The 23,688-nt window shown below is 72.4% G+C and carries 20 protein-coding genes; 9 read left to right on the top strand and 11 right to left on the bottom strand.

What is annotated here, in order from left to right:
- Nucleotides 1-102: 102 nt before the first annotated feature.
- Nucleotides 103-1,101 carry a sigma-70 family RNA polymerase sigma factor gene (locus AB0946_RS12015; protein WP_171155379.1) on the top strand — a complete coding sequence of 333 codons (999 nt, stop codon included), beginning with the start codon at nt 103-105 and terminating at the stop codon, nt 1,099-1,101.
- A gap of 512 nt (nt 1,102-1,613) precedes the next feature.
- Complete coding sequence (locus tag AB0946_RS12010) at nt 1,614-2,222, top strand: TetR family transcriptional regulator (RefSeq protein ID WP_366760698.1); 609 nt, start codon at nt 1,614-1,616, stop codon at nt 2,220-2,222.
- Nucleotides 2,223-2,303: 81 nt separating this feature from the next.
- Here AB0946_RS12010 and AB0946_RS12005 read toward each other — a convergent pair whose 3' ends face one another.
- Nucleotides 2,304-3,287: a WYL domain-containing protein gene (locus AB0946_RS12005; protein WP_366760451.1), complete on the bottom strand. Its 984-nt coding sequence runs from the start codon at nt 3,285-3,287 to the stop codon at nt 2,304-2,306.
- A gap of 62 nt (nt 3,288-3,349) precedes the next feature.
- On the opposite strand from AB0946_RS12005, the gene AB0946_RS12000 reads away from it, so the two are divergent.
- From AB0946_RS12000 to AB0946_RS11980, 5 genes are all read left to right on the top strand, one after another.
- Nucleotides 3,350-4,879, top strand: a complete 1,530-nt coding sequence (locus AB0946_RS12000) for an MFS transporter (protein WP_366760450.1) — start codon at nt 3,350-3,352, stop codon at nt 4,877-4,879.
- Between the two features lie 260 nt (nt 4,880-5,139).
- A complete protein-coding gene (locus AB0946_RS11995; protein ID WP_366760448.1) occupies nt 5,140-5,901 on the top strand; it encodes a DeoR/GlpR family DNA-binding transcription regulator in 762 nt (253 codons plus the stop codon).
- On the top strand, nt 5,898-6,845 hold the full coding sequence (pfkB, locus tag AB0946_RS11990; protein ID WP_366760447.1) for a 1-phosphofructokinase: 948 nt from the start codon (nt 5,898-5,900) through the stop codon (nt 6,843-6,845). The genes AB0946_RS11995 and pfkB overlap by 4 nt, the downstream gene beginning before the upstream one ends.
- Nucleotides 6,846-7,284: 439 nt before the next feature.
- Nucleotides 7,285-9,417, top strand: coding sequence for a fructose-specific PTS transporter subunit EIIC (locus AB0946_RS11985; protein ID WP_366760446.1), 2,133 nt, complete (start codon nt 7,285-7,287; stop codon nt 9,415-9,417).
- 142 nt (nt 9,418-9,559) lie between these two features.
- Entirely contained in the window at nt 9,560-9,811 is a 252-nt protein-coding gene (locus tag AB0946_RS11980; protein ID WP_366760445.1) for a hypothetical protein, read from the top strand.
- Between the two features lie 3 nt (nt 9,812-9,814).
- Here AB0946_RS11980 and AB0946_RS11975 read toward each other — a convergent pair whose 3' ends face one another.
- From AB0946_RS11975 to AB0946_RS11960, 4 genes are all read right to left on the bottom strand, one after another.
- Nucleotides 9,815-10,561 carry a DUF6227 family protein gene (locus AB0946_RS11975; protein WP_366760444.1) on the bottom strand — a complete coding sequence of 249 codons (747 nt, stop codon included), beginning with the start codon at nt 10,559-10,561 and terminating at the stop codon, nt 9,815-9,817.
- Nucleotides 10,562-10,718: 157 nt separating this feature from the next.
- Nucleotides 10,719-11,939, bottom strand: a complete 1,221-nt coding sequence (locus tag AB0946_RS11970) for an Ig-like domain-containing protein (RefSeq protein ID WP_366760443.1) — start codon at nt 11,937-11,939, stop codon at nt 10,719-10,721.
- A gap of 150 nt (nt 11,940-12,089) precedes the next feature.
- The gene (locus AB0946_RS11965; RefSeq protein ID WP_366760442.1) at nt 12,090-13,115 is read right to left on the bottom strand and encodes a P1 family peptidase; all 1,026 of its coding nucleotides are present in this window, start codon (nt 13,113-13,115) and stop codon (nt 12,090-12,092) included.
- Nucleotides 13,116-13,155: 40 nt separating this feature from the next.
- Complete coding sequence (locus tag AB0946_RS11960) at nt 13,156-14,397, bottom strand: low temperature requirement protein A (protein WP_366760441.1); 1,242 nt, start codon at nt 14,395-14,397, stop codon at nt 13,156-13,158.
- A gap of 122 nt (nt 14,398-14,519) precedes the next feature.
- On the opposite strand from AB0946_RS11960, the gene AB0946_RS11955 reads away from it, so the two are divergent.
- Nucleotides 14,520-14,711 (top strand): hypothetical protein, encoded by a 192-nt coding sequence (locus tag AB0946_RS11955; RefSeq protein WP_366760440.1) that lies wholly within the window; start codon nt 14,520-14,522, stop codon nt 14,709-14,711.
- Nucleotides 14,712-14,731: 20 nt separating this feature from the next.
- Here AB0946_RS11955 and mscL read toward each other — a convergent pair whose 3' ends face one another.
- The 6 genes from mscL to AB0946_RS11925 all read right to left on the bottom strand — a co-directional run bounded on the left by mscL (nt 14,732) and on the right by AB0946_RS11925 (nt 20,568).
- Nucleotides 14,732-15,208: a large conductance mechanosensitive channel protein MscL gene (mscL, locus tag AB0946_RS11950; protein WP_366760439.1), complete on the bottom strand. Its 477-nt coding sequence runs from the start codon at nt 15,206-15,208 to the stop codon at nt 14,732-14,734.
- A 147-nt stretch (nt 15,209-15,355) separates the two neighbouring features.
- On the bottom strand, nt 15,356-15,847 hold the full coding sequence (locus AB0946_RS11945; RefSeq protein WP_366760438.1) for a hypothetical protein: 492 nt from the start codon (nt 15,845-15,847) through the stop codon (nt 15,356-15,358).
- Nucleotides 15,848-16,183: 336 nt separating this feature from the next.
- Entirely contained in the window at nt 16,184-17,017 is an 834-nt protein-coding gene (locus tag AB0946_RS11940; RefSeq protein WP_366760437.1) for an S-methyl-5'-thioadenosine phosphorylase, read from the bottom strand.
- A gap of 100 nt (nt 17,018-17,117) precedes the next feature.
- Nucleotides 17,118-17,432, bottom strand: coding sequence for an FmdB family zinc ribbon protein (locus AB0946_RS11935; protein WP_366760436.1), 315 nt, complete (start codon nt 17,430-17,432; stop codon nt 17,118-17,120).
- A gap of 67 nt (nt 17,433-17,499) precedes the next feature.
- On the bottom strand, nt 17,500-18,795 hold the full coding sequence (locus AB0946_RS11930) for an MFS transporter (RefSeq protein ID WP_366760435.1): 1,296 nt from the start codon (nt 18,793-18,795) through the stop codon (nt 17,500-17,502).
- Nucleotides 18,796-19,038: 243 nt separating this feature from the next.
- Nucleotides 19,039-20,568, bottom strand: coding sequence for a potassium/proton antiporter (locus tag AB0946_RS11925; RefSeq protein ID WP_366760434.1), 1,530 nt, complete (start codon nt 20,566-20,568; stop codon nt 19,039-19,041).
- A gap of 195 nt (nt 20,569-20,763) precedes the next feature.
- Between AB0946_RS11925 and AB0946_RS11920 the strand changes: the two genes are divergently transcribed.
- The gene (locus AB0946_RS11920) at nt 20,764-23,664 is read left to right on the top strand and encodes a penicillin acylase family protein (RefSeq protein WP_366760433.1); all 2,901 of its coding nucleotides are present in this window, start codon (nt 20,764-20,766) and stop codon (nt 23,662-23,664) included.
- Nucleotides 23,665-23,688: the final 24 nt, after the last annotated feature.

Below are 23,688 nucleotides of genomic sequence, written 5' to 3'. Positions count from 1 at the left end.
AGTCTCGGAGCGAGAGCGAGTGAGTGAGTCCCGGAGACTCCCCCGTCAGTGCCGAGCGTTCGCCAGGACCACCCGCCAGCCCACCATCGCAAGGGAGCACGCATGGCAACCCGTGCCGTCGCCCGTCGTCAGTCCGCCACCGGCGAGACGGCCGACTCGGCAAGCAGTGTTCGCGCTCATGGCGGCGAGATCGCAGACCGCGACCTGGTCGGCATGTACCTCGACGAGATCGCGCGTACGCCGCTGCTCGACGCCGCAAAGGAGGTCGAGCTGTCCCAGACCATCGAGGCGGGTGTGTTCGCGCGGCAGGTCCTCGACGGCGAGGAGGAGTCCAAGACGGACGCCACCCGCGAGGAGCTGGAGGCCCTGGTCGCCGCCGGCGAGCGGGCCAAGGACGTCTTCATCCGCTCCAACCTCCGTCTGGTCGTCGCGGTCGCCCGGCGCTACCCGCGCAGCGGTCTGCCGCTGCTGGACCTGATCCAGGAGGGCAACGCCGGCCTGGTGCGCGCGGTCGAGAAGTTCGACTACCGCAAGGGCTTCAAGTTCTCGACGTACGCCACCTGGTGGATCCGGCAGGCCATCACCCGCTCCATCGCCGACCAGTCCCGCACGATCCGGCTCCCCGTCCACCTGGTGGAGGAGCTGGGCCGCATCCGCCGCGTGCAGCGCGAGTTCAACCGCGAGCACGGCCGCGAGCCGGAGCCGGCCGAGATCGCCGCGGAGCTGGGCTCGACGCCGGAGCGCGTCACGGACGTCCTCGACTGGTCCCGCGACCCGGTGTCGCTGAACATGTCGGTGGACGACGAGGGCGAGACCCAGTTCGGCGACCTGCTCGAGGACACCTCGGCGGTCTCCCCCGAGCAGTCCGTGATGACCCTGCTGCGCAGCGAGGAGCTGGACGACCTGATCGGCCGCCTGGACCAGCGCACGGCCTCCATCATCAAGATGCGGTACGGCATCGAGGACGGCCGCGAGCGCACCCTGACCGAGGTCGGCAAGGAGCACGGGCTCACCCGCGAGCGGATCCGGCAGATCGAGAAGCACGCGCTGCTGGAGCTGAAGAAGCTGGCCCGCCAGACCGGTTTCGACGCTGCGGCGTGACGCAGGGGGCGCACGGGGCGTACGCCCGGTCGCGAAAGACGGCGCAAACATGGCGCTGTCGCCTCGCTTCAACCGCTGGGCCCGAGGGAACAACCCTTCCGGGCCCAGGAGCGGGCCCCGGGAACCGCACTCCCCACCCCACCGCACAGCCCCGGCCGGCCTCACGCGGCCGGCCCACGTGAACCACGTGTCCCGTCGCAATCCCCCCGGCGCCGGGACCTTCCCGAGCCGGACTTCGGCGCCCTTCCCCCCCCCGGGCGCCGGAGTCCGGCTTTTTCTCGTGAAGGGGACGCGGGGTCGGGCGGCCACGGGGCGTGCCGGGCCCTGACCCGGTCTGACCTGCTGGAAGACGGCCCACCCCGTACCTGAACCCCGGGGTGGACCGCCGGATGGCAGATTCTGCCACACCGGCATAGCCTGCCGGGATGAGCACCACCTCCAGCCCCTCCCACCAGCCGTTTTCCGCCTCGGTGCCGGTGTCCCTCACCGAGCGCAGGAAGGCCGAGACCCGGATGGAGATCGCCCGGGCGGCGGCGGCCCTCTTCGTCCAGCGCGGCCTGCGGGCCACCCGTGCCGAGGACATCGCCCAGGCCGCGGGCATCGCACCGCGCACCTTCTACCGCTATTTCGCCACCAAGGAAGAAGCGGTGTCCCCCCTCTACGCGGCCGGCGCCCAGCGCTGGACCGAGGCGGTCCGTACGGCCCCGGCGGACCTGACCCTCTCCGAGGCGCTCGAGCACGCCGTCCACCACACCCTCACCCCCGGCCTCGGCGTCTCGGCCGCCTCCTGGGAATGGCTCCGCACCCTGGTCCGCCTCGCCGACACCAGTCCGGCCCTGCGCAAGGTGTGGGCGGAGGTGTGCCAGATGTCGGAGGGCGCGCTGGCGGAGATCCTGGTGAGGCGGGCCGAGGCGGCGGGCAGACCGGCCCCGCTCACCCCGCACCTCCGTTTCGCCGCGGCCGTGGCCGGTGCCGCCGTGCGCGTGGCCGTGGAGTCCTGGGCCGCCACGACGAGTTCGCCCACCGGCCCGGAGGGCCCGGCGGCCCTGGCCCTCGACAACCTGCGCGCCCTCCGGTCCTTCGACTGGGGCCAGAACGAGAGCCCGGGCGGGGCAGGGTGACAGGCCCGGGCGGGACCAGCGAAGACGGCGGACCCGCGGCTCCCCGGCACCGGTGAGGCCCCGCACCGAAGCGAAACGGCCCTACGCCCTCCCGCCGGTGTCGGCGTCGGCCGCCCGGCTCAACCGGCCGCCCAGTTCCCGTACGCACTCCACCAGTTCCCCCGGCCCGCGCACCGTGAACTCGCAGCCGGCCATCACCAGCCGTACCGCGAGCCACTCCACGGGGTCGCCGGTGGTGCCCCGCAGGACACAGCCGCCCGCGCCGTCGTCCTCGGGCACCCCCAGCCACGTCGGCAGGCGCCCGGACACCCGGTCCGCCGGCGCGGCGAACCGCACCTCGAACGCGTACGTCTCCTGCCGCCTGTGGAGCGACTGGCGCAGGAACTCGGCGGCGCTCCCCGTCGGCAACTCCCGGGGCGCGAACCGGACCCCGGTCGCGAACGGCTCGCTCACCCGGTCGACCCGGAAGGTGCGCCAGTCCGCCCGGTCGAGGTCGTACGCGACCAGGTACCAGCGCCGGCCCGTGGACACCAGCCGGTGCGGCTCGGTCAGCCGCCGGGACGTGCCGCCGTCCTTGTCGCGGTAGGCGAACCGCAGCCGCTCCCGTCCGGCCACCGTCGACGCCATCACGGTCAGCGTCTCCGGGGCGATGCTCGGCCCGTCCCCGTGGGTCAGCGCGGTGGTCGCGGCCTGGAGCGTGGACACCCGGTGGCGCAGCCGGGCGGGCAGCACCTGTTCCAGCTTGGCCAGGGCCCGTACGGACGCCTCGTCCACCCCTTCCACGGCGTGTCCGGCGCCGGCCCGCAGCCCCACCGCGATGGCGACCGCCTCCTCGTCGTCCAGCACCAGCGGCGGCATCGCCTTGCCCGCCACCAGCCGGTACCCGCCGTCCGCGCCCTTCGTCGCCTGCACCGGATAGCCCAGCTCCCGCAGCCGGTCGACGTCCCGCCGCACGGTCCGCCGCGACACCCGGAGCCGCTCGGCGAGCTCACCGCCGGGCCACTCGCGGGGCGTCTGGAGGAGCGAGAGGAGCTGCAGCAGCCGGGCCGGGGTATCGGTCGTCATGCGTCCGAGCATGCCGGAGAACTAGGACATGATCCGTCCTAATGCGGTCCTACGGTCGCTTCATGACCCCGAACGACAGCACCACCGCACAGGGGCGCGGAGAACTGCGCGCGCCGACCGCCGACCGCAGCCGCTGGCTCGCCCTGGCCATCGTCATGACCGCGGCCTTCATGGACCTGGTGGACGTGACGATCGTCAACATCGCCATCCCGTCCATCCAGCGCAGCGCGGGCGCTTCGGTCAGCCAGATCCAGTGGATAACCGCCGGCTACGCCCTCGCCTTCGCCGCAGGTCTGATCACCGGCGGGCGGCTCGGCGACATCCACGGCCGCAAGCGGCTCTTCCTGATCGGTGTCGGCGGCTTCACGCTCGCCTCGGCCCTGTGCGGCTTCGCGGCGAACCCGGAGATGCTGGTCGCCGCCCGTATCCTCCAGGGCGGTATGGCGGCGCTGATGGTGCCGCAGGTGCTGTCGATCGTGCACGCCACCTTCCCGGCCCACGAACGCGGCAAGGTCTTCGGTCTGTTCGGCGCGATCGTCGGCCTCGGCGCGGTCTCCGGTCCGCTGCTCGGCGCACTGCTGACGGAGTGGAACCTGTTCGGCCTCGAATGGCGGCCCATCTTCCTCATCAACCTCCCTGTCGGCGTCCTCGCCTGGCTGCTGGGCCGCCGTTTCATCACCGAGTCCAGGGCCCCCAGGGCGCTGAAGCTGGATCTCGTCGGCGTCGCCCTGGTCACGCTGGGCCTGCTGATGCTGCTCTATCCGCTCACCCGCGGACGCGAGCTGGGCTGGCCGCTGTGGGGAGACCTCTGCATGGCCGGCGCGCTCGCCGTCTTCGCGGCGCTGGTGTCGTACGAGAAACGGAAGGCCGCCAGGGACGGTTCCCCGCTCATCGAACTGTCCCTCTTCCGGGTGAAGAGCTTCGCCGCGGGCATCGCCGTGCAGACCGTCTTCGGAGTGGCGCTCGGCATCTTCTTCCTGGTCTGGACGCTCTACCTGCAGATCGGCCTCGGCTGGAGCCCGCTGCGGGCCGGGCTGACCGGCGTTCCGTTCTCCATCGCCGTGTCCACGGCGGCCGGCCTGTCGGTGCAGCAGCTGGTCCCGCGGTTCGGGCGGAAGGTGCTCCAGGCGGGCGCGCTGGTGATGGGCGCGGGCGTGCTGCTGTACCTGGGGGAGGCCCGCCACTACGGCCTCGCCATCGCCTCCTGGCAGATGGCCCTGCCGCTGGTCGTGATGGGCGCCGGCATGGGCCTGATCGTCGCCCCGCTGACCGACGCGGTGCTCTCGGAGGTGCCGCGCGAGCACGCCGGGTCCGCCTCCGGGCTGATCAACACCGTGCAGCAGATGGGCAACGCGCTGGGACTGGGACTGGTGTCGGTGGTCTTCTTCGGTCAGATCGGCGACCGGCTGACACCGGCCCAGGTGGGCCCGGCCTTCACACACGCCTTCCAGCACGCCCTGTGGTGGGTCGCCGGGATCATGGGCGTGATCTTCCTACTGATGTCCGCCCTGCCGAAGCGTCCGGCCCAGCACGTGGAGGGCGGGGCCGAGCAGGCGCCGGCGGTGGAGGGGGAACCCGCGCTGGCGCACTGACCAGGCAGGACGAGGGGGCCCGGTACCGGTTCGGTACCGGGCCCTTCCGCTGCCGCGGAGCGGCGGCTCCCGGGCCCTGCGGCTCCCAGGTGCTCGGAAATGCGGTCCGGGGCCGTCCGGAAGTCCGATCATGCCCGACCTGAGCCCGAATCTGTTTACTTTCCAGAAATCCGGGCGTAGCCTCCGAGTGAAACCACACGTTCGGGCTTGGCCCGGAAGTGACCGGACATCGGTCGGACCTTGAGGCGGAGGCGGCGGACATGTACGCACCGGAACGGCAGCAGGAGATCCTCCGGCTCGCCCGTGACGGCGGCCGGGTGGACGTGCTGTCGCTGGCCGAGGAGTTCCAGGTCACCGCGGAGACGATCCGCCGCGATCTGAAGGCCCTCGACCGGGCCGGTCTGCTCCGCCGGGTGCACGGCGGCGCCATCCCGGCCGGACGCCTCGACTTCGAGCCGGACCTCGCCGAGCGCGAGACCACCGCAGCCGACGAGAAGGACCGCATCGCCAAGGCCGCCCTGTCCGAGCTGCCGGCCGAGGGCACGATGATCCTCGACGCCGGTACCACGGTGGCCCGCGTCGCCGCCGCCATCCCGCTGGAAGCACGGCTCACCGTCGTCACCCACTCCCTGCCGATCGCCGCCCGGCTCGCCGACCACCCGGGCATCCAGCTCCATCTGATCGGGGGGCGCGTACGGCACCGCACGCGCGCCGCCGTGGACGCGTGGGCGCTCCGCGCGTACGGCGAGATCCGCGCCGACGTGCTGTTCGTCGCCGCCAACGGCTTCTCCGCCGAGCACGGGCTGACCACCCCCGACCTCGCCGAGGCCGCGGTCAAGCGGGCCGCCGTCGCCGCCGCCCGGCGCGTCGTGCTGCTGGCCGACTCCTCCAAGCACGGCCAGGAGCACTTCGCCCGGTTCGGCGACCTGGGCGAAGTGGACCTGCTGATCACCGACAGCGGGCTGAGCCCCGAAGACACCGCCGCCATCGAGCGCGGCGGCACGGAAGTAGTGCGCGCATGATCCTCACCGTCACCCCCAACCCGTCCCTCGACCGCACCTACGAGGTCCAGGCCCTCAGGCGCGGCGAGGTCATCCGCGCCGAGACCGAGCGCATGGACCCCGGTGGCAAGGGTGTGAACGTCTCGCGCGCGGTCGCCGCCGCCGGCCGGCGCACGGTCGCGGTTCTGCCCCTGGGCGGTGCGCCGGGGGCGCTCGTCGCCGAACTGCTGCACGCCCAGGGCATCGAGGTCGCGCCGGTCCCGGTCGTCGGGGCCACCCGCTCCAACATCGCGCTCGCCGAGGCCGACGGCGTCCTCACGAAGATCAACGCGCCGGGCCCGCGGCTGTCGGGGTCCGAGCAGGAACTCCTCCTGGACACCGTCCGGGCGCAGTCCCACGACGCCGACTGGATCGCCTGCTGCGGCAGCCTGCCCCGGGGGCTCGCGCCCTCCTGGTACGCCGATGTCGTCACGCGGGCGCACGCCGGAGGCGCCCGGATCGCGCTGGACACCTCGGGGCCCGCGCTCCTGGAGGCGCTGCGCGCGCGGCCCGACGTGGTCAAGCCGAACGCCGAGGAGCTGGCGGAAGCCGTCGGGCGCCCCCTGACGACCGTGGGCGACGCCCTCAAGGCGGCGGAGGACGTGCGCTCGATGGGCGCCCGCGTCGTGCTGGCGAGCCTGGGCGCCGACGGCCAGCTGCTGGTGTCGGACGCCGGCGCCTGGTTCGGCAGCGCGCGCGTGTCCGCGGTCCGCAGCAACGTCGGCGCCGGTGACGCCTCCTTGGCCGGTTTCCTGATCGCCGGCGGCACCGGCCCCGACGCCCTCGCCTCCGCCGTCGCCCACGGCGCCGCCGCCGTGCAGCTCCCCGGCAGCGTGATGCCGACCCCGGCCGACCTGGACCCGGCGGCGGTGACCGTCACCACCGACGTCCCCGTGGACCGCGAACTGAGGGAGCCGGCGTCATGACCGCCCCGCCGGCGCGTGCCTCGGCCGCCCCGATGGCCCACGGCGTGCGTGCTCCGGCGCACAGGCCGGCCGCCCACGCCACGTCCGCCCGCGCCACGCCGGGTCCGGACACGTCCGCTCCGATCACGCCCGCTCCGGTGGTCCGCGGTACGTCCGTCGCGATCGGCCGTCCCCGGCCGGCCGCGGTGCCGGGCGCCGGATCCGCCACCCGGCCGGCGTCCGTCCCCGCCGGCCGCCGCGGGCGGAGTCTCCCGCCGGCCCCGTACCGCCGCACCGCTCCCCCCGTGCGGCCCCCCGCACCCGGTACGACGGCCCCGTTCCGCTCACCCCGTCGCGGTGTCCCGTCGGTCCCCGTCCGCCCCACCGCCCCCCGCATCACCCCCGTCCCCACCTCCGCCCACCCTTCTCCCCGGGCGATACGCGAGCAGAGGAGCCCGCGATGAGCGACATGATCACCGCGGACCTGGTCGATCTCGACCTGTCCGCCGATACCAAGGAAGCGGCGGCCCGTGCCCTCGCCGAGCGCATGGTGAGCCAGGGCCGGGTGACCGACCTGGAGGGCTTCCTCGCCGACGTGGCCGCCCGGGAGGCCCAGATGCCGACCGGCCTGGACGGCGGTATCGGCATCCCGCACTGCCGAAGCGCCCACGTCACCGAACCGACCCTCGCCTTCGGCCGCAGTGCCGCCGGCATCGACTTCGGCGCACCGGACGGCCCGGCCGACCTGATCTTCCTGATCGCGGCGCCCGCCGGTGCCGACGACGCCCACCTGACGATCCTCTCCTCCCTCGCCCGCCAGCTGATGAACGCCGAGTTCACCTCCGCGCTGCGGGCGGTGGGCGACCCGGAGACGGCGGCGGCGCTGATCCGGGGCGACGAGACACCCTCGGCCCGGAGCGCCGAGGACACCCCCGAAGACACCGCTGCGGCCCCGGTGGCGGCCTCCACCGGCGCCGCAGCGGGCAGGACGGCGCCCCCGCCGGACGCGGACACCGCGGGCCCGGCGGGCACCCCCGCCACGGACACCGCACCCCCCGCCGCGGAGCCCGCCGACTCCGGTGAGCGTCCCTTCCGCGTCGTCGCCGTCACCTCCTGCCCGACCGGCATCGCCCACACCTACATGGCGGCCGAGTCCCTGGAGAAGGCCGGCCGCGAGGCGGGCTTCGAGGTGGTCGTCGAGACGCAGGGCTCGGCCGGCTTCGCCCGGCTGGACCCGGCGGTGATCGCGGCGGCGGACGGCGTGATCTTCGCGCACGACGTCCCGGTGCGCGACAAGGACCGCTTCGCGGGCAAGCCGACCGTGGACGTCGGCGTGAAGGCGGGCATCAACCGCCCCGCCGAACTCCTCGCGGAGGTCCGCGGGAAGGCGGCGCGCGGCGAGGTGAGCGCTCCCGCGCACGCCGGGTCCGGTACGCCGGTCGAGCGCGCGGGCGACTCCACCGAGGGCTATGGCACCAAGCTGCGCAAGTGGCTGATGTCCGGCGTCAGCTACATGGTCCCGTTCGTCGCCGCGGGCGGTCTCCTCATCGCCCTGGGCTTCGCGATCGGCGGCTGGCAGGTCAACAAGGCCCCCTCGGTCATGGACCACTTCGTGTGGACGCAGACCGGCAGCTGGGGCGCGCTGCTGTTCCAGATCGGCGGCGTGGCCTTCAACTTCCTCGTCCCGGTGCTGGCCGGTTACATCGCCTACGGCATGGCAGACCGGCCGGGTCTCGTGCCCGGCTTCGTCGGCGGCGCCATCGCGCTCCAGATCAACGCCGGCTTCCTCGGCGGTCTGGCGGCCGGTCTGATCGCCGGTGGCGTGGTGATGGCGATCCAGAAGGTGAACATCCCGGCGGCGTTGCGCGGCATCATGCCGGTGGTGGTGATTCCGCTGATCTCCTCGGCGATCGTCGGGTTCCTGATGTTCGTCGTGATCGGCAAGCCCATCGCCTCCGCGCAGAAGGGCCTGACCGACTGGCTGGGCGGCCTCACCGGCACCAACGCCGTCCTGCTGGGCGCCCTGCTCGGCCTGATGATGTGCTTCGACCTGGGCGGCCCGGTCAACAAGGTCGCCTACACCTTCGCCACCGCCGGCATCGCCGTGGCCGACCCCAGCGACTCCGCCATGAAGATCATGGCCGCGGTGATGGCGGCCGGCATGGTCCCGCCGCTGGCGATGGCCCTGGCGACCACCGTGCGCGGCAGGCTGTTCACGCAGACCGAGCGGGAGAACGGCAAGGCCGCCTGGGTGCTGGGCGCGTCCTTCATCTCCGAGGGCGCGATCCCGTTCGCGGCGGCCGACCCGCTGCGGGTCATCCCGTCCTCCATGGTGGGCGGCGCGCTCACCGGCGCCCTGTCGATGGCCTTCGGCGCCACCCTGCGCGCCCCGCACGGCGGCATCTTCGTGGTCCCGCTGATCGGCAACCCGTTCCTGTACCTGGTGGCCATCGCGGCCGGCGTCTGCGTCAGCACGGCCCTGGTGGTCCTCCTGAAGGGGCTGCGCAAGCCGGCCCCCGGGGCGACGGCCACCGATCCCGCCGCGCCGGCGGCCACCGCGCCGAAGGAGACCAAGCAGCCGATAGCGGCCTGAGCGCCGCACCGCCGTCCACGGCGCCGCGCCGCAGCCCTTCTGCCTCCTTGTCCCTTTGGTTCGCTGTGAGTTGTTCACGGCACCTGCGAGATACGTCACGGTCCGGGACCAAAGTCCCGGACCGTGGTGTGTACTGGGAGGCATGCCTGAGCACGCAACGACTCTCCAGTTGATCGGCGTGGCCGTCCTCGGCGCGGCGGCCGTCGTCTGGGCCGTCGTTGTGCTGCGTCTGCTGCGCCGTGCCGGCCGCCGGACCGTCGCCCGGCGCTCCACCGCGCCGCTCCCGGCCCTGCCGCGTCAGACGCGGGTCGGCCCCTCCCGGGAGTCCGTCGAGCTGACCCCCGCCGAACAGGACGCGTTCGCGGGCCTGGTACGGCACCTCGCCAACGGCTGACCCTCAGCCCTGCCGCGCCGCGCGCCGCTCCATCGCGTCCCGGGCCGCGTCCTCCGACAGGTAGACCTCGCACATGTGCCGTCCGTCGGGCGTCGCCGTGTGCTCCACCTCCCACAGGGAGATCTCGGTGCCGTCCGGCAGCAGGAAGGCGTGCTCGTACAGCGCGTAGCTCAGCCCGGTCCGTCCGGCCCGCCCCGGCCGGCCGAACGCCTGGGTGATCTCGTGCGCGGTCGCCGTCGCCAGCAGTGCCGCCGTCCGCTCGTCGGGCCGGTCGGGGTTCTCCGCGCGGCGCAGCAGCCGGCGCGCGTGGTCCGCCGAGTCGTCGGAGGCGAACATGTGCCGGGGCTCGGGCACGGCCCACAGCCGCATCAGCGCGGGCAGCTCGAAGTCCCGCGTGTCCGGGGGCAGACCGAGCCGTGCCGTGGCGGTCTGCACCTCCTCCTCGTCGACGTACACCTCGTGCTCCGGCGCGCTGCCCGGCGTGGGGTTGTGCACCAGCTCCCACAGCGTGACCGCCGAGCCGTCGGCGAGCAGCCAGGTGTGCCGGTACGTCTCCCGGTGCAGCCCCGCGCTGTGGTACGCGGAGTGCAGCGAACTGTCGTGCGCCAGCGCGAAGTCGAGTTGCCTGATCACCTCGTCGGGCAGCTCGAAGGAGTTCAGGGCACGGCCGAGGAGCCGCGCGAGATGCTCCTCAGGAGACTCGGGCGACTCGGCTGGTTCGTACGCTGCCGTCTCGTACGGAACGCTCAAGGCTTCTCCCGGCGTTGCTGCATGTCACCTTGTGGGTGCATACCGTAGCCCCTCGGTCGGACATCGTGTCCGGGAACCGAGAAAACGTACGCCGGGAAAACGCGCGGGCCGCGCGAAAAGTTCCCGCGCGGCCCGTCGTCCTGTCAAAACCCGCCGCTCAGACGGCACTTCCCGCGGTCCAGGCGTTCCATGCCATGTTCCAGCCGTTGAGGCCGTTGTCCGGGGCGACCGTCGTGTCGGGGGAGTTCTTCACGATCACCACGTCACCGACGAGCGAGTTGTCGTAGAACCACTTGGCCGACGTGGCGCCCTGCGCCCCCTGCACGTCCGCGAGGCCGACGCAGCCGTGGCTGGTGCCCTCCCGCCCGAACGGCGGGTTGCCCCTGTTGTACCAGTAGTTGCCGTGGATGAACGTCCCGGACGACGTCAGCCGCATCGCGTGCGGCACGTCCGGTATGTCGTACTCCCCGCCGAAGCCGACCGTCGAGCCGTTCATCCGGGTCTGCACGAACTTCTCGGAGATCACCATCTGCCCGTTGTACGTGGTGTGCTGCGGGCTGCCCGCCGAGATCGGCACCGTCTTGACGGTCCGGCCGTCCCGTACGACCGTCATGGTCTGCGTGCGGACGTCGACCGTGGAGACCTGCGACCGGCCGATCGTGAACGAGACGGTCTTCTTCTGCACACCGTAGACGCCCTGGGCGCCCTGGACCCCGTCCAGGTCGATGTCCATCGTGACCTTGGAGCCGGCCTTCCAGTACTCCTGCGGCCGGAAGTCGAGCCGCCGGTCGCCGAACCAGTGCCCGACCACCTGCTGGCCGCTGGTGGTGTTGACCGTGATGTGCGACTGCACGGCCTTCTTGTCGGTGATCGACTTGTCGAAGGTGAACGACACCGGCATGCCCGCCCCGACCGTCGTGCCGTTGTCCGGGGTGTAGGTGCCGATGAAGCTGTTCGCCGTGGTGACGGTGGTGAAGACGGAGTTGGCCGCCGCCGTGCGTCCCTCGGCGTCCTTCGCGGTCGCGGATATCTGGTACTTCGTCCCGCGCTCCAGCCGCTCCTTGGGCTTCCAGCTGCGGCCGTCGTCCGATATCGCCCCCGGCACGGTCTGTCCCGACCCCGCCACGGTCATCTTCACGTCGGTCAGCTTGCCGTCGCTGACCTTCACCCCGGTCGCGTTGATGGACGCCCCCGTCGCACCGTCCTTGGCCGAGATCGCTATCTTCGCCGCCGACGTCTTCGGGGAGTCCTTGCCCCCCTTGCCGTCGCCGTTGTCCGCGTTGGCGCTGCCGCCGCAGGCGGTCAGGGTGAGGGCGCCGACCATCAGGGCGGCACAGGCCCCGAGTGCGCGCCGCGCTGCAATGTCCGGCGTTGTCACGGGCTGCTCCCAGTTCGTGTGATGTGCGTGATCCGTTCCAGTGCGTGAAGAAAGAGGGCGCCGACGCCGGGGAAGGTTCCCTCCCGCTCCCTTCGAACGCCATCACGTGACAGAACCGCGACAATGCACCCCGTCCCCGGGGCCGTACCGTTACCCGTTCCCGTACAACTCCCCGTACGACGGCCACACTCCGCCCGGCCCGTCGACCGACTCGGCGGCGCGCACGGCCCGGACGATGGCGCGCATCACCAGGTCCGCGCCGGCGGCGAGGATGTCGTTGAGCGCCAGGGGGTGCGTGTCCAGCGCGTGCGTGCCGGTCGCCAGCGCGAACACCGTGTCCCCGTCGTGCAGGAGGTGCACCGGCCGTACGGCCCGCGCGATCCCGTCGTGCGCCGTGCCGGCCAGCTTCTGCGCCTGCGCCTTGGAGAGGTCCGCGTCCGTCGCGACCACCGCCAGCGTCGTGTTGAGCGGTGCCGGCCCGTTCCCGGCGGCGGTCTCGTCCAGGCGCCGGCACGCGGCCTCGTGCACCCGCTCCTGCGGATACTCCACCCGTCCCTGGGACAACTCGCCGTACAGCACCCCCGTTTCCGGGTCCAGCACCGACCCCGCGGCGTTCACGACCACCAGTGCCCCCACCGTGATCCCCGAGTCGAGCACCGTGCTCGCGGTGCCCACGCCACCCTTGAGCCGCCCGGCGACGGCGCCCGTGCCCGCGCCGACGCACCCCTGCGCCACCCGGGCCCCCGGCACACCGGCCGCCGCGGCCTCCACCGCCGCGCGTCCCGTCCCCGCGTCCGGACGGGCCCGGAAGTCCCCGCCGCGCCCCAGGTCGAAGAGGCACGCCGCGGGCACCACCGGCACGACATGCGCCGGATCCGGCCCCACCCGCACGCCCCGCTCCCGCTCCTCCAGCCAGGCCATCACCCCGGAGGCCGCGTCGAGCCCGTACGCGCTGCCTCCGGTCAGCACGACGGCGTCGATCCTCCGCACCACGGTGCGCGGGTCGAGCGCGTCGGTCTCCTTGGTGCCGGGACCGCCGCCGCGCACGTCCACGGCCGCGACCGCGCCGCCCACGGGGGCGAGGACGACCGTCGTGCCGGTGAGCCACCCGTCGCCGGTACGGGTGGCGTGTCCCACGCGCACCCCGGCGACGTCCGTCAATGCGTCAGCTGTCATGGACGTCAGTCTGGCCCAGCGCGGCGCGCCGCCCGGAAGGTCAGCCGGCCGCGGCGGCGGTGGCGCGCTCCGCGCGCTCCCGGCCGGCCCCGCGCGCCGTCAGGATCACCCCGGCCGCCACCGACGCCGCGGACACCAGCCCCGCCGCGAGCACCGCCCAGTCGCCCAGGAAGGTGCAGCAGATCACCAGCAGAGCCGTGACCGGCAGCACCAGTTGCTGGACGAGGCCCGCCTTGAAGTGCCGGGCGTGCAGCGCCCACACGGTCAGCAGGTACAGCGCCGTCGGCAGGGTGACGGCGGCCGAGGCGGACAGGGTGGAGACATGCGCCTTGCCGACCGCCTGTTCCACGGCGACCTCCAGGCCCGCGCCGATCGCCGCCGCCGAGGCGAAGACCAGGTAGTGGCCGTAGCCCCAGACGAACGCCCGCCGGCTGGAGCGCAGATGGCCGTGGATCGGCACCACGAAGTAGATCCACCACGCGGAGAAGACGATGAGCAGTCCGCCCGCCGCGATGGGCAGCAGCTCGCCCAGCGCGTTGTGCTCGTCCGCGGCCGACTTCACCGCCACCGTGGCCGCGGCGATCGTCTCGCCGAGCACGATGATCGTGAACAGGCCGTACCGCTCGGCGATGTGGTGCGGGTGCCAGGAGGTGTTCTGGGCCCTCTCGGCGTAGAGCGGCACGCACAGTTCCGCGACCACCATCACCAGGAACACCCAGGGCCGGGCCGGCTTCGGCAGGACCACCAGTCCGAGCCAGCCGATCTGGCACAGCAGCACGCCGCACGCGTACCGGAGCGCCATGGTCCGCTCCGCGCCCGGCGCCGATCTCGCGACTCTCAGCCACTGCCAGACCATCGCCAGCCGCATGATCACGTAGCCCACCAGGACCAGGAGGAAGTCGTGCTGCGTGGAGGCCCGGGAGACACCGGCGGCCAGCACCAGGACGCCGGCGATCTGCACCAGCGTGACCACCCGGTAGAGGACGTCGTCGTTGTCGTACGCCGAGGCGAACCAGCTGAAGTTCATCCACGCCCACCAGATGGCGAAGAACACCATCGCGTAGTTGAGGATCCCCTGGCCCGCGTGGCCCGCCGCCACGGCGTGCACCAGCTGCACGCCCGCCTGCGCGACCGCAACGACGAAGCACAGATCGAAGAAGAGCTCCAGCGAGGAGGCGACGCGATGCGCCTCGCCGCGTTCGCGGGCGGTGAGCCGCCGCAGGGGGCCGGAGGACTTCGGCCCGCCCGAGGGGGCGGGCGTGGCAGGGGAACTCGACGTCATGGTTCCCAGCACAGCAGAAAACCGGCGCGAAATCTTGTGAAGGCTTTCACAAGCGGGGAGGGGGTCCCGGCCCGGCCGAAACACCAGGCCGGGGGCCCCGGCCGGCGCCGTACCCTGGGGGGATGAGCACCGCCCGTGAACCCGAGCCGAGTGAACCCGAGCCGCGCGACGCGAAGCCCGCGCTGGTCTTCGACGACCCGCTGGACCAGCAGTCCTCGGACGACACCGACCGCGGCTGGGGCGACCGCCCGGACGGCGACAGCGCCGCCGACCTGAGGCGCTTCCTGGACGAGAAGCCGCCCCACCACCTCTGAGCGGTCCGCGGGCGGCGCCGTCAGCGCTCGCCGGGCCCGGCCCCGCGCTGCGCGAGCAGCGCGTCGCGGATCTCCTTGAGCACCTCCAGCTCGGTCACCTCGACCACTTCCTTCGTGCCCTCCCGGGCCGCCTTCCGGGCCGCCTGCCGGGCCAGGTACTTCGACATCGGCAGGACCATCAGGAAGTACACCACCGCCGCGGTGATCACGAAGCTGAGCGTGGCCCCGAGGACGGAGCCCCACATGATCGGCACGCCGCTCTGGACCGTGCCGTCCGCGCTCACCCGGCAGGGGTCCTTCAGGCAGGAGCTGTAGTTGTCGAGGCTCTGCGTGCCGATGGCCCCGACCACCGGGTTGATGATCCCCTTCACGATCGAGTTGACGATGTTCGTGAAGGCCGCGCCGATGACCACCGCGACCGCCAGATCGACGACGTTGCCGCGCATCAGGAAGGCCTTGAAGCCCTGCCAGACGTTCGGTTCCTTCTTCGCGCTCACCTAGGGGACTCTCCTCGCGTGCACAGGGTGCGGAACGAAACGCTCCGCAACCTACGGCACGGGGCGGTCGTCGTGTCCACTCCCGTGGCCGGAGCGAGATCCTCGCCGTCAGGTCGGCCACGGTACGGAGAAGGCGGACGAGCCGGTTCAGCACAGCGTCACCGCCAGCCGCGCGGTGGCGCTCGCGCCGACCAGCCGGGCCGCCGTGGGCCGCGGCACCGACAGCACGACCAGCGCACCGCTCTCGGCCGCTCCGGCCGGCGGTTCGGGGACCTCCGTCACCCGTGCACCGCGTGCCAGCACCCGGACGCCGGCCCCGGCCGACGCGTCCTCCGCGGCGATCACGTCGACACGGTCCCCGGAGTGCAGCAGGCGCACCGTGGCGGCGTCGGCGATCCGGACCGGCGCCGTCACCAGCTCGGCCGGCCGACGGGGCCGTGCCGGTTCCGCCACCGGGCGGCCGTGGGCCCGCTCGGCGGCGCGCGGTTCCGCCCTGGCGCCCTCGCTCCGGGGCCCCGCGGCCACGAGCGCCACCGCCGTCACCGCGAGCCCGGCCGCGACGGCCCGTCCCCGGTGCCGCAGCAGCCGTTGCAACCGGTACCGCCCGCCGCGCACCCGCACCGGATCGAACGGGGGCACCGCACGGGTCGGCGGGGCCTCGGTGCCCGGCGGCCGCGGCAGCGGAGCCCGCGACAGGGGCGGTGGGGGCGGGAACGAGAAGCCGGTGGGAGAGGGTGAGGGCGTGGGTGGGAGGTGGCGCGGGAGCGAGGGCATGGGAGTCACCGCCTGCGACGAGGAGTTCGGCTTGCCGTGCCACGATGACGCCTCGCGCCGGATCCCGCCGGGGTCCGTGGATCACGGGCGCATTGTGGATAACTCACCCACCCGAACGAGGAGTTCCGCCTGGCCGCCGAGCCGCACGTGGCCGCCGAGCCGCACGTCGCCGCCGAGCCGAGCCCCCTCCCGGCGCCCGCCCTACGGCAGCGCGAACCCCGGGTCCATCCCGCCCAGCGCGTTCACGCACAGGCAGTCCCGCTGCCCGGTCTCCGGCAGGGCGGCCACCGCGTCGAATAGCACGCCGCGCAGTCGGTCCACGTTGGCCGCGAACACGCGCAGGACCTCCTCGTGCGAGACGCCCTCGCCGGTCTCGGCGCCCGCGTCGAGGTCGGTGACCAGGGTCAGCGAGGTGTAGCACAGCTCCAGCTCCCGGGCGAGCGCCGCCTCGGGGTGGCCGGTCATGCCCACCACCGACCAGCCCTGGGCCTGGTGCCACAGCGATTCGGCGCGCGTGGAGAAGCGCGGGCCCTCGACCACGACGAGCGTGCCGCCGTCCACCGGCTCCCAGTCCCGGCCGCGGGCGGCCTTCAGGGCCGCGGCACGCCCGGTGGGGCAGTACGGGTCGGCCATGGACACGTGCACGACGTTCGGCACGGTGCCGTCGGGCAGCGGCAGCCCGTCGAAGTACGTCTGTGCCCGGGACTTCGTACGGTCCGCGAACTGGTCGGGCACGAGCAGGGTGCCCGGCCCGTACTCGGGACGCAGGCCGCCCACCGCGCACGGACCGAGCACCTGCCGTACGCCGACCGAGCGCAGGGCCCACAGGTTGGCGCGGTAGTTGATGCGGTGCGGGGGCAGATGGTGGCCGCGGCCGTGCCGGGGCAGGAAGGCGACCTTCCGGCCGGCGACCTCGCCGAGGAAGAGCGAGTCGCTGGGCGACCCGTAGGGGGTGTCCACCTGGACCTCGGTGACGTCGTCCAGGAAGGAGTAGAAACCCGAACCGCCGATGACGCCGATCTCTGCTTTGGCCATGACCAGCACAGTAGCGGGCCGCGGGGGCGTGGGGGGAGGCGGCGCCGGGGAAGGCCGAAGACCCCGCCGTCGTGCGACGGCGGGGTCCGGACGAGCGGTGTCAGGCGGCGGAGCTGCTGGCGGAGCCGGAGCCCGAAGAGGAGGTGGACGTCGAAGAGGACGTGGACGTCGAGGAGGACACCTTCGCGTCGGACGACGAACCGGCCGGCTTCGACGCCGGGCTGCTGCTCGACGTGGAGCCGCGGGAGTCGTTGCGGTAGAAGCCCGAGCCCTTGAAGACGATGCCGACCGCGGAGAACACCTTCTTCAGGCGGCCGTCGCAGTTGGGGCACACGGTCAGGGCGTCGTCGGTGAACTTCTGCACCGCCTCAAGGCCCTCGCCGCACTCGGTGCACTGGTACTGGTAGGTCGGCACTGTCTTCCTCCTGGCACTCTCACTCAATGAGTGCTAACGACGGTCCATAGTGACGTATTCCCGGGGATCAGTCCACCGTGACCGGCACGCGGTGACCGACGCCACGCGCGACCGTGCGGTTCCCGTGCCGTGCGGCCAGCCGCGACCGCAGCGTCACCAGGGTCGCCAGCGCGAGCACGGTGCCGCCCATCGGCACCAGGAACCCGGCGCCGTCCCACAGCCGGTCCTCCAGCTGGCCCGCGACCGTGACGGCGGCGGCCTGGCCGAGCGCGACGGCGCCGGTCAGCCAGGTGAAGGCCTCGGTCCGGGCGCCGGTCGGGACCAGGCCGTCGACCAGCGTGTAGCCGGTGATCAGCGACGGGGCGATGCACATGCCGACCAGCAGGCCGAGAGCGGCGAGCAGCGGCACCGAGTGGGCCGTCCACAGGGCGGACGCCGCCACCGCGAGCGCCGTGTAACCGAGCACCAGCCGCTTCTGCGGAGCCGTCTTCCAGGCGACCGCGCCGCAGACGATGCCGGACAGCATGTTCCCGGCGGCGAAGACGCCGTACAGCACGCCGTTCAGGCCGGGCTCGCCGATCGACTCGGTGAAGGCCGCGAGCGACACCTGCATGCCGCCGAAGACCGAGCCGATGCCGAGGAAGGTGACGACCAGCACGCGCACTCCCGGGACCCGCAGGGCGGAGGCGTGCCGCACGCGCGCGTGCCCGCCCTCCCGGGACACCGGCGGCTGCGTGCTCTTCCGCGCGGCGAACAGCAGGCCGCCGACCAGGGTGAGCCCGGCCTCCGTGACCAGGCCCGCGGCCGGTGTCACGGCCGTGCAGAGCGCGGTCGCCAGCAGGGGGCCGACGACGAAGGTCAGCTCGTCCGTGACCGACTCGAACGCCGCCGCCGTGGTCATCAGGGGCGAGCCCTGGAGCTTCACGCCCCAGCGGGCCCGCACCATCGGGCCGACCTGCGGGACGGAGGCACCGGTCGGGACGGCGGCCACGAACAGCGCCCACAGGGGCGCGTGCGCCAGCGCGAGCGCGGTCAGAGACAGACCGGACAGCGTGTGCACCAGAACGCCGGGGATCAGCACGGCCCGCTGGCCGTAGCGGTCGGCGAGGCGGCCGCTGTACGGCGCGAACAGCGCCATGGAGACACCGGTGGCCGCCGCGGCGGCTCCCGCGGCACCGTACGAGCCGGTGGTGTGCTGGACGAGCAGCACGATCGACAGGGTGAGCATCGCGAACGGCTGGCGCGCGGCGAAACCGGGGAGCAGGAACGTCCAGGCGCCGCGGGTGCGCAGCAGCTGTCCGTATCCGGGGCGGGGCGACGCCGGCGGGTTCTCAGCCGGCCCGGTGGTGACCGTGGACTCCACGGCCCGTGCCTTTCTTCCGCCTGGTAGCGCGCCCGTGCGGGGGCGCCGAGAGCTGTCCTCTTGCGCGGAACTGCGGTAGATACCGGTGCCTCCGCGGAGGGTGTTCCGGCCGCCATACGGTCGCGCCAGCTCTGCATCAGGCAGAGTTGGTTCGATCAGGGTGCCTTCATACTACAGGGATCATGGCCCGTATCCCTGCGGAAGTGAGCACCGTCGCAGGGGCTGCCTGTGATTGCGGCGGGGTCATCCGCGGTCGCCGTCCGTGCCCAGCCAGTCCGCCAGCTTGCCGCCGTGGGCGACCGCGCGCAGCCGCCGTTCCGCCGCGTCGCGGACCGGGTCGGTGGCGACGACCAGCAGTTCGTCGCCGCGCCGCAGCACGGTGGAGGGCAGCGGCACGAACGACTTCTCCTCGCGCACGACGAGGGTGACGGCCGCGCCGGGCGGCAGCCGCAGCTCGCTGACCTCCACGCCGTGCATCCGGGAGCCCTCGGGGACGGTGACGGACAGCAGGTGGCCCCGGAGCCGTTCCAGGGGCGCCGACTCGATGCCGAGGTCGGCGGCCTCGCCCTTCTCCCCGAGCCGGAGCGTGCGGGCCAGCCAGGGCAGGGTCGGCCCCTGGACCAGGGTGTAGACGACGACCAGGACGAAGACGATGTTGAAGATGCGGCGGCTGCCTGCGACGCCGTTCACCATGGGGATGGTCGCCAGGATGATGGGCACGGCGCCGCGCAGCCCGGCCCACGACATCAGGATCCGCTCCGGCCGCGGCACCCGGAACGGCGCCAGGCTGACCACCACGCTCAGCGGGCGGGCCACCATGGTCAGCACCAGCCCGATGACCAGCGCGGGCACGATGTCGTCGCCCAGTTCGTGCGGGGTGACCAGCAGGCCGAGCACGACGAACATGCCGATCTGGGCGATCCAGCCGAGCCCCTCGGCGAAGCCGCGGGTGGCGGGCCAGTGGGGGAGTCTGGCGTTGCCGAGGATCATGGAGGCCAGGTAGACGGCGAGGAAGCCGCTGCCGTGCGCCAGGGCGCCGGCGGCGTACGCCGTGACGGCGATGGCCATCACGGCGATCGGGTAGAGACCGGAGGCGGGCAGCGCGACGTGCCTGAGCCCCCAGGAGCCGAACCAGCCCACCGCGAGGCCCAGCGCCGCGCCGATGGCCAGTTCCAGGACTATCTCGCCGAGCAGCAGGTACCAGTGCTCGACCGGGCCGGCCGTGCAGAAGGCGACGACCAGGATGACCACCGGGGCGTCGTTGAACCCGGACTCGGCCTCCAGCGTGCCCGTCACGCGCGCGGGCAGGGGGATCTTCCGCAGGACCGAGAAGACCGCCGCCGCGTCCGTCGACGACACCACCGCCCCGATGATGAACGCCTGCCGCCACTCCAGCCCGACCAGGTAGTGCGCGCCGGCTGCGGTGACACCCACGCTGATCGCGACGCCCACGGTCGCCAGGACGGAGGCGGACGGCAGGACCGGCCGGATCTCCTTCCACTTCGTGCCCAGCCCGCCCTCGGCGAGGATCACGACCAGGGCCGCGTATCCCATGACCTGGGTCAGCGCGGCGCTGTTGAACTGGATGTGACCGATGCCGTCCTGGCCGATGAGGACGCCGATCCCCAGGTACACGAGCAGGCTGGGGAGCCCGCTGCGGGAGGAGACCCGGACGGCCGCGACGGCGACGAGCAGGACGACGGAGCAGACGAGCAGGAGCTGGTTGAGGTGGTGGACAGTCAGGGGGCGTTCCTCCTCCGAGATCGGACCCACGGATCTCCGGTTACTTCGTTACCTTACCTAACTCTTGACGATTTCTTGACGTTCGCGAGGCAAGATCGAACGCTCGTACGCGCTCGTTCCCGACTCCGCGTCAAGCGGGACGGGGCCCTGCGCCTATGGTTGCTCCAGCGCTCATTCAAAGTCACAGCCCGACCTGCCGCTCGCGTTAGGACAGCAAGGACAGCGATGCCCCCCAACACCACCGCCACCACGGGTGACACCGCCGCAGCGGGTGCCACGTCCGTCAAGTCCGGCAGGAAGAAGGGGCGCAAAGCCCGACTCATCGTGCTGGTGCTGGTCCTGGCCATCATCGGAGGCATCGCCTACGGGGCGTACTGGTCGATCAGCACCGTCCGCGCCTCCTTCCCGCAGACCACCGGTTCGATCAAGCTCGACGGCCTGTCCGGGCCGGTCGACGTCAAGCGGGACGGCTACGGCATCCCGCAGATCTACGCGTCCTCGGACGAGGACCTGTTCATGGCGCAGGGCTACGTCCAGGCGCAGGACCGGTTCTACGAGATGGACGTGCGCCGGCACATGACCTCCGGTCGCCTGTCGGAGATGTTCGGCAAGGGCCAGGTCAAGAACGACGAGTTCCTGCGCACCCTCGGCTGGGACCGGATCGCGCAGCGGGAGTACGACACCAAGCTGTCGGCGTCCACCAAGAAGTACCTCCAGGCCTACGCCAAGGGGGTCAACGCCTACCTCCAGGGCAAGGACGGCAAGGACATCTCCCTGGAGTACGCGGCCCTGGGCTTCGCCAACGACTACAAGCCGGAGAAGTGGACCCCGGTCGACTCCGTCTCCTGGCTGAAGGCGATGGCCTGGGACCTGCGCGGCAACATGCAGGACGAGATCGACCGCGCCCTCATGACCAGCCGCCTCGGCCCGCAGCAGATCCAGGACCTGTACCCGGCGTACCCCTACGGCCGCAACAAGCCGATCGTCCAGGAGGGCCAGTACGACGCGGTGACCCAGGCCTTCCAGCAGAGCGGCGCGACGAGCTCCGCCGGGGGCACGGGGACGACCGGTTCGACCGGTTCGACCGGCACGACCGGTTCGACCGGCACGACCGGCACGACTGGCACGACCGGCACGACGGGGACGACCGGTTCGACCGGCGCAACGGGCACCACCGGGACGACCGGCTCCTCCGGCTCCTCCACCTCGGCCGGGACGGGTTCGTCCCTCACGAGCCAGCTGGGCGGCCTCTACGGCGTCCTGGACGACCTGCCCACGGCCGTCGGCGTGAACGGCCAGGGCATCGGCTCCAACTCCTGGGTGGTCGCCGGGAAGTACACCATCACCGGCAAGCCGCTGCTCGCCAACGACCCGCACCTGTCGGCGTCCCTGCCGTCCGTCTGGTACCAGATGGGCCTGCACTGCCGCACCGTCTCCGGCAAGTGCCAGTACGACGTCACCGGCTACACGTTCGCGGGCATGCCCGGTGTGATCATCGGACACAACGGGAAGATCGCCTGGGGCCTCACCAACTCCGGGGTCGACGTCACCGACCTCTACCTGGAGAAGGTCAGCGCGAACGGCTACCTGTACGACGGCAAGGTCCGGCCGTTCAGGACCCGCCAGGAGACCATCAAGGTCGCCGGGGGCGCGGCCAAGACGATCGTCGTCCGGCAGACCCAGGACGGGATGCCGCTGCTGTCCGACCGTGACGACGAACTCGTCCAGGTCGGCAAGAAAGCCACCGTGAACGCCGCCGCGCCCGACCGCGGCGACGGCTACGGCATCGCCCTGCGGTGGACCGCGCTCGACCCGGGCACGACCATGGACGCCGTCTTCGCCCTCGACAGGGCCGGGGACTGGAGCGACTTCCGCGCGGCGGCGGCCCTGTTCGACGTGCCCTCCCAGAACCTGATCTACGCCAGCACGGACAACCACATCGGCTACACGCTGCCCGGCAGGATCCCCGCCCGCACCGCCAAGGACTCCGGCGCCGTCCCGGTGCCCGGCTGGGACTCGAAGTACCGCTGGAAGGGCTTCGTCAAGCAGGACGAACTGCCCTACGAGTACGACCCGAAGCGCGGCTACATCGTCACCGCCAACCAGGCCGTGGTCGACCCGGACACGTACCCGTACACCCTCACCACCGACTGGGGCTACGGCACCCGCAGCCAGCGGATCACCGACCTGATCGAGTCCAAGATCAAGGACGGCGGCAAGATCTCCACCGACGACATGCGGCAGATGCAGCTGGACAACAGCAGCGAGATCGCCAAGCTGCTGGTGCCCAAGCTGCTGAAGATCAACCTGGACGACCCGGACGTCCGCCAGGCGCAGAAGCTGCTGGAGGGCTGGGACTACACCCAGGACGCCGACTCCGCGGCGGCCGCGTACTTCAACGCCGTCTGGCGCAACATCCTCAAGCTCGCCTTCGGCAACAAGCTCCCCAAGGAGCTGCGCGTCAAGGGACAGTGCCTGTGGGTCGACAAGATCGACAGCACCGGCCCGGTGGACGACGACACCAAGGTGCGCGAGTGCGGCCAGCGCGACGCCGACCAGGCGCAGCCGGACGGCGGCGACCGCTGGTTCGAGGTCGTGCGCACCCTGATGGACAAGCCGGACAGCGACTGGTGGAAGACGCCCAGGTCGGGCACCCGCCCCGCCGCCGAGAACCGCGACCAGCTCTTCGCCCGCGCCATGATCGACGCCCGCTGGGAGCTGACCGCCAAGCTCGGCAAGGACATCGACACCTGGAGCTGGGGCCGTCTGCACCGGCTGTTCCTGAAGAACCAGACGCTCGGCACCGAGGGCCCCAAGGCCCTGCAGTACCTCCTCAACCGCGGCCCCTGGAAGCTCAGCGGCGGCGAGGCGACGGTGAACGCGACCGGCTGGAACGCCGCCGGCGGCTACAACGTGGTCTGGGTGCCGTCCATGCGGATGGTCGTCAACCTCGCCGACCTCGACAAGTCCAAGTGGATCAACCTGACCGGCGCCTCCGGGCACGCCTTCAGCGCGCACTACACGGACCAGACGAGCAAGTGGGCCAAGGGCGAGCTGCTGCCCTGGTCGTTCTCGGGCGAGGCGGTGGACAAGAGCACCAGCGACGCCCTGGTCCTCAAGCCCTGACCGGCGGCACAGAGCACGCAAAGG

It is taken from the genome of Streptomyces sp. NPDC046870, from assembly GCF_040704595.1.
Taxonomy (GTDB): Bacteria; Actinomycetota; Actinomycetes; order Streptomycetales; family Streptomycetaceae; genus Streptomyces; species Streptomyces argyrophylli.
This window is presented reverse-complemented; position numbering and strand designations above follow the sequence as displayed.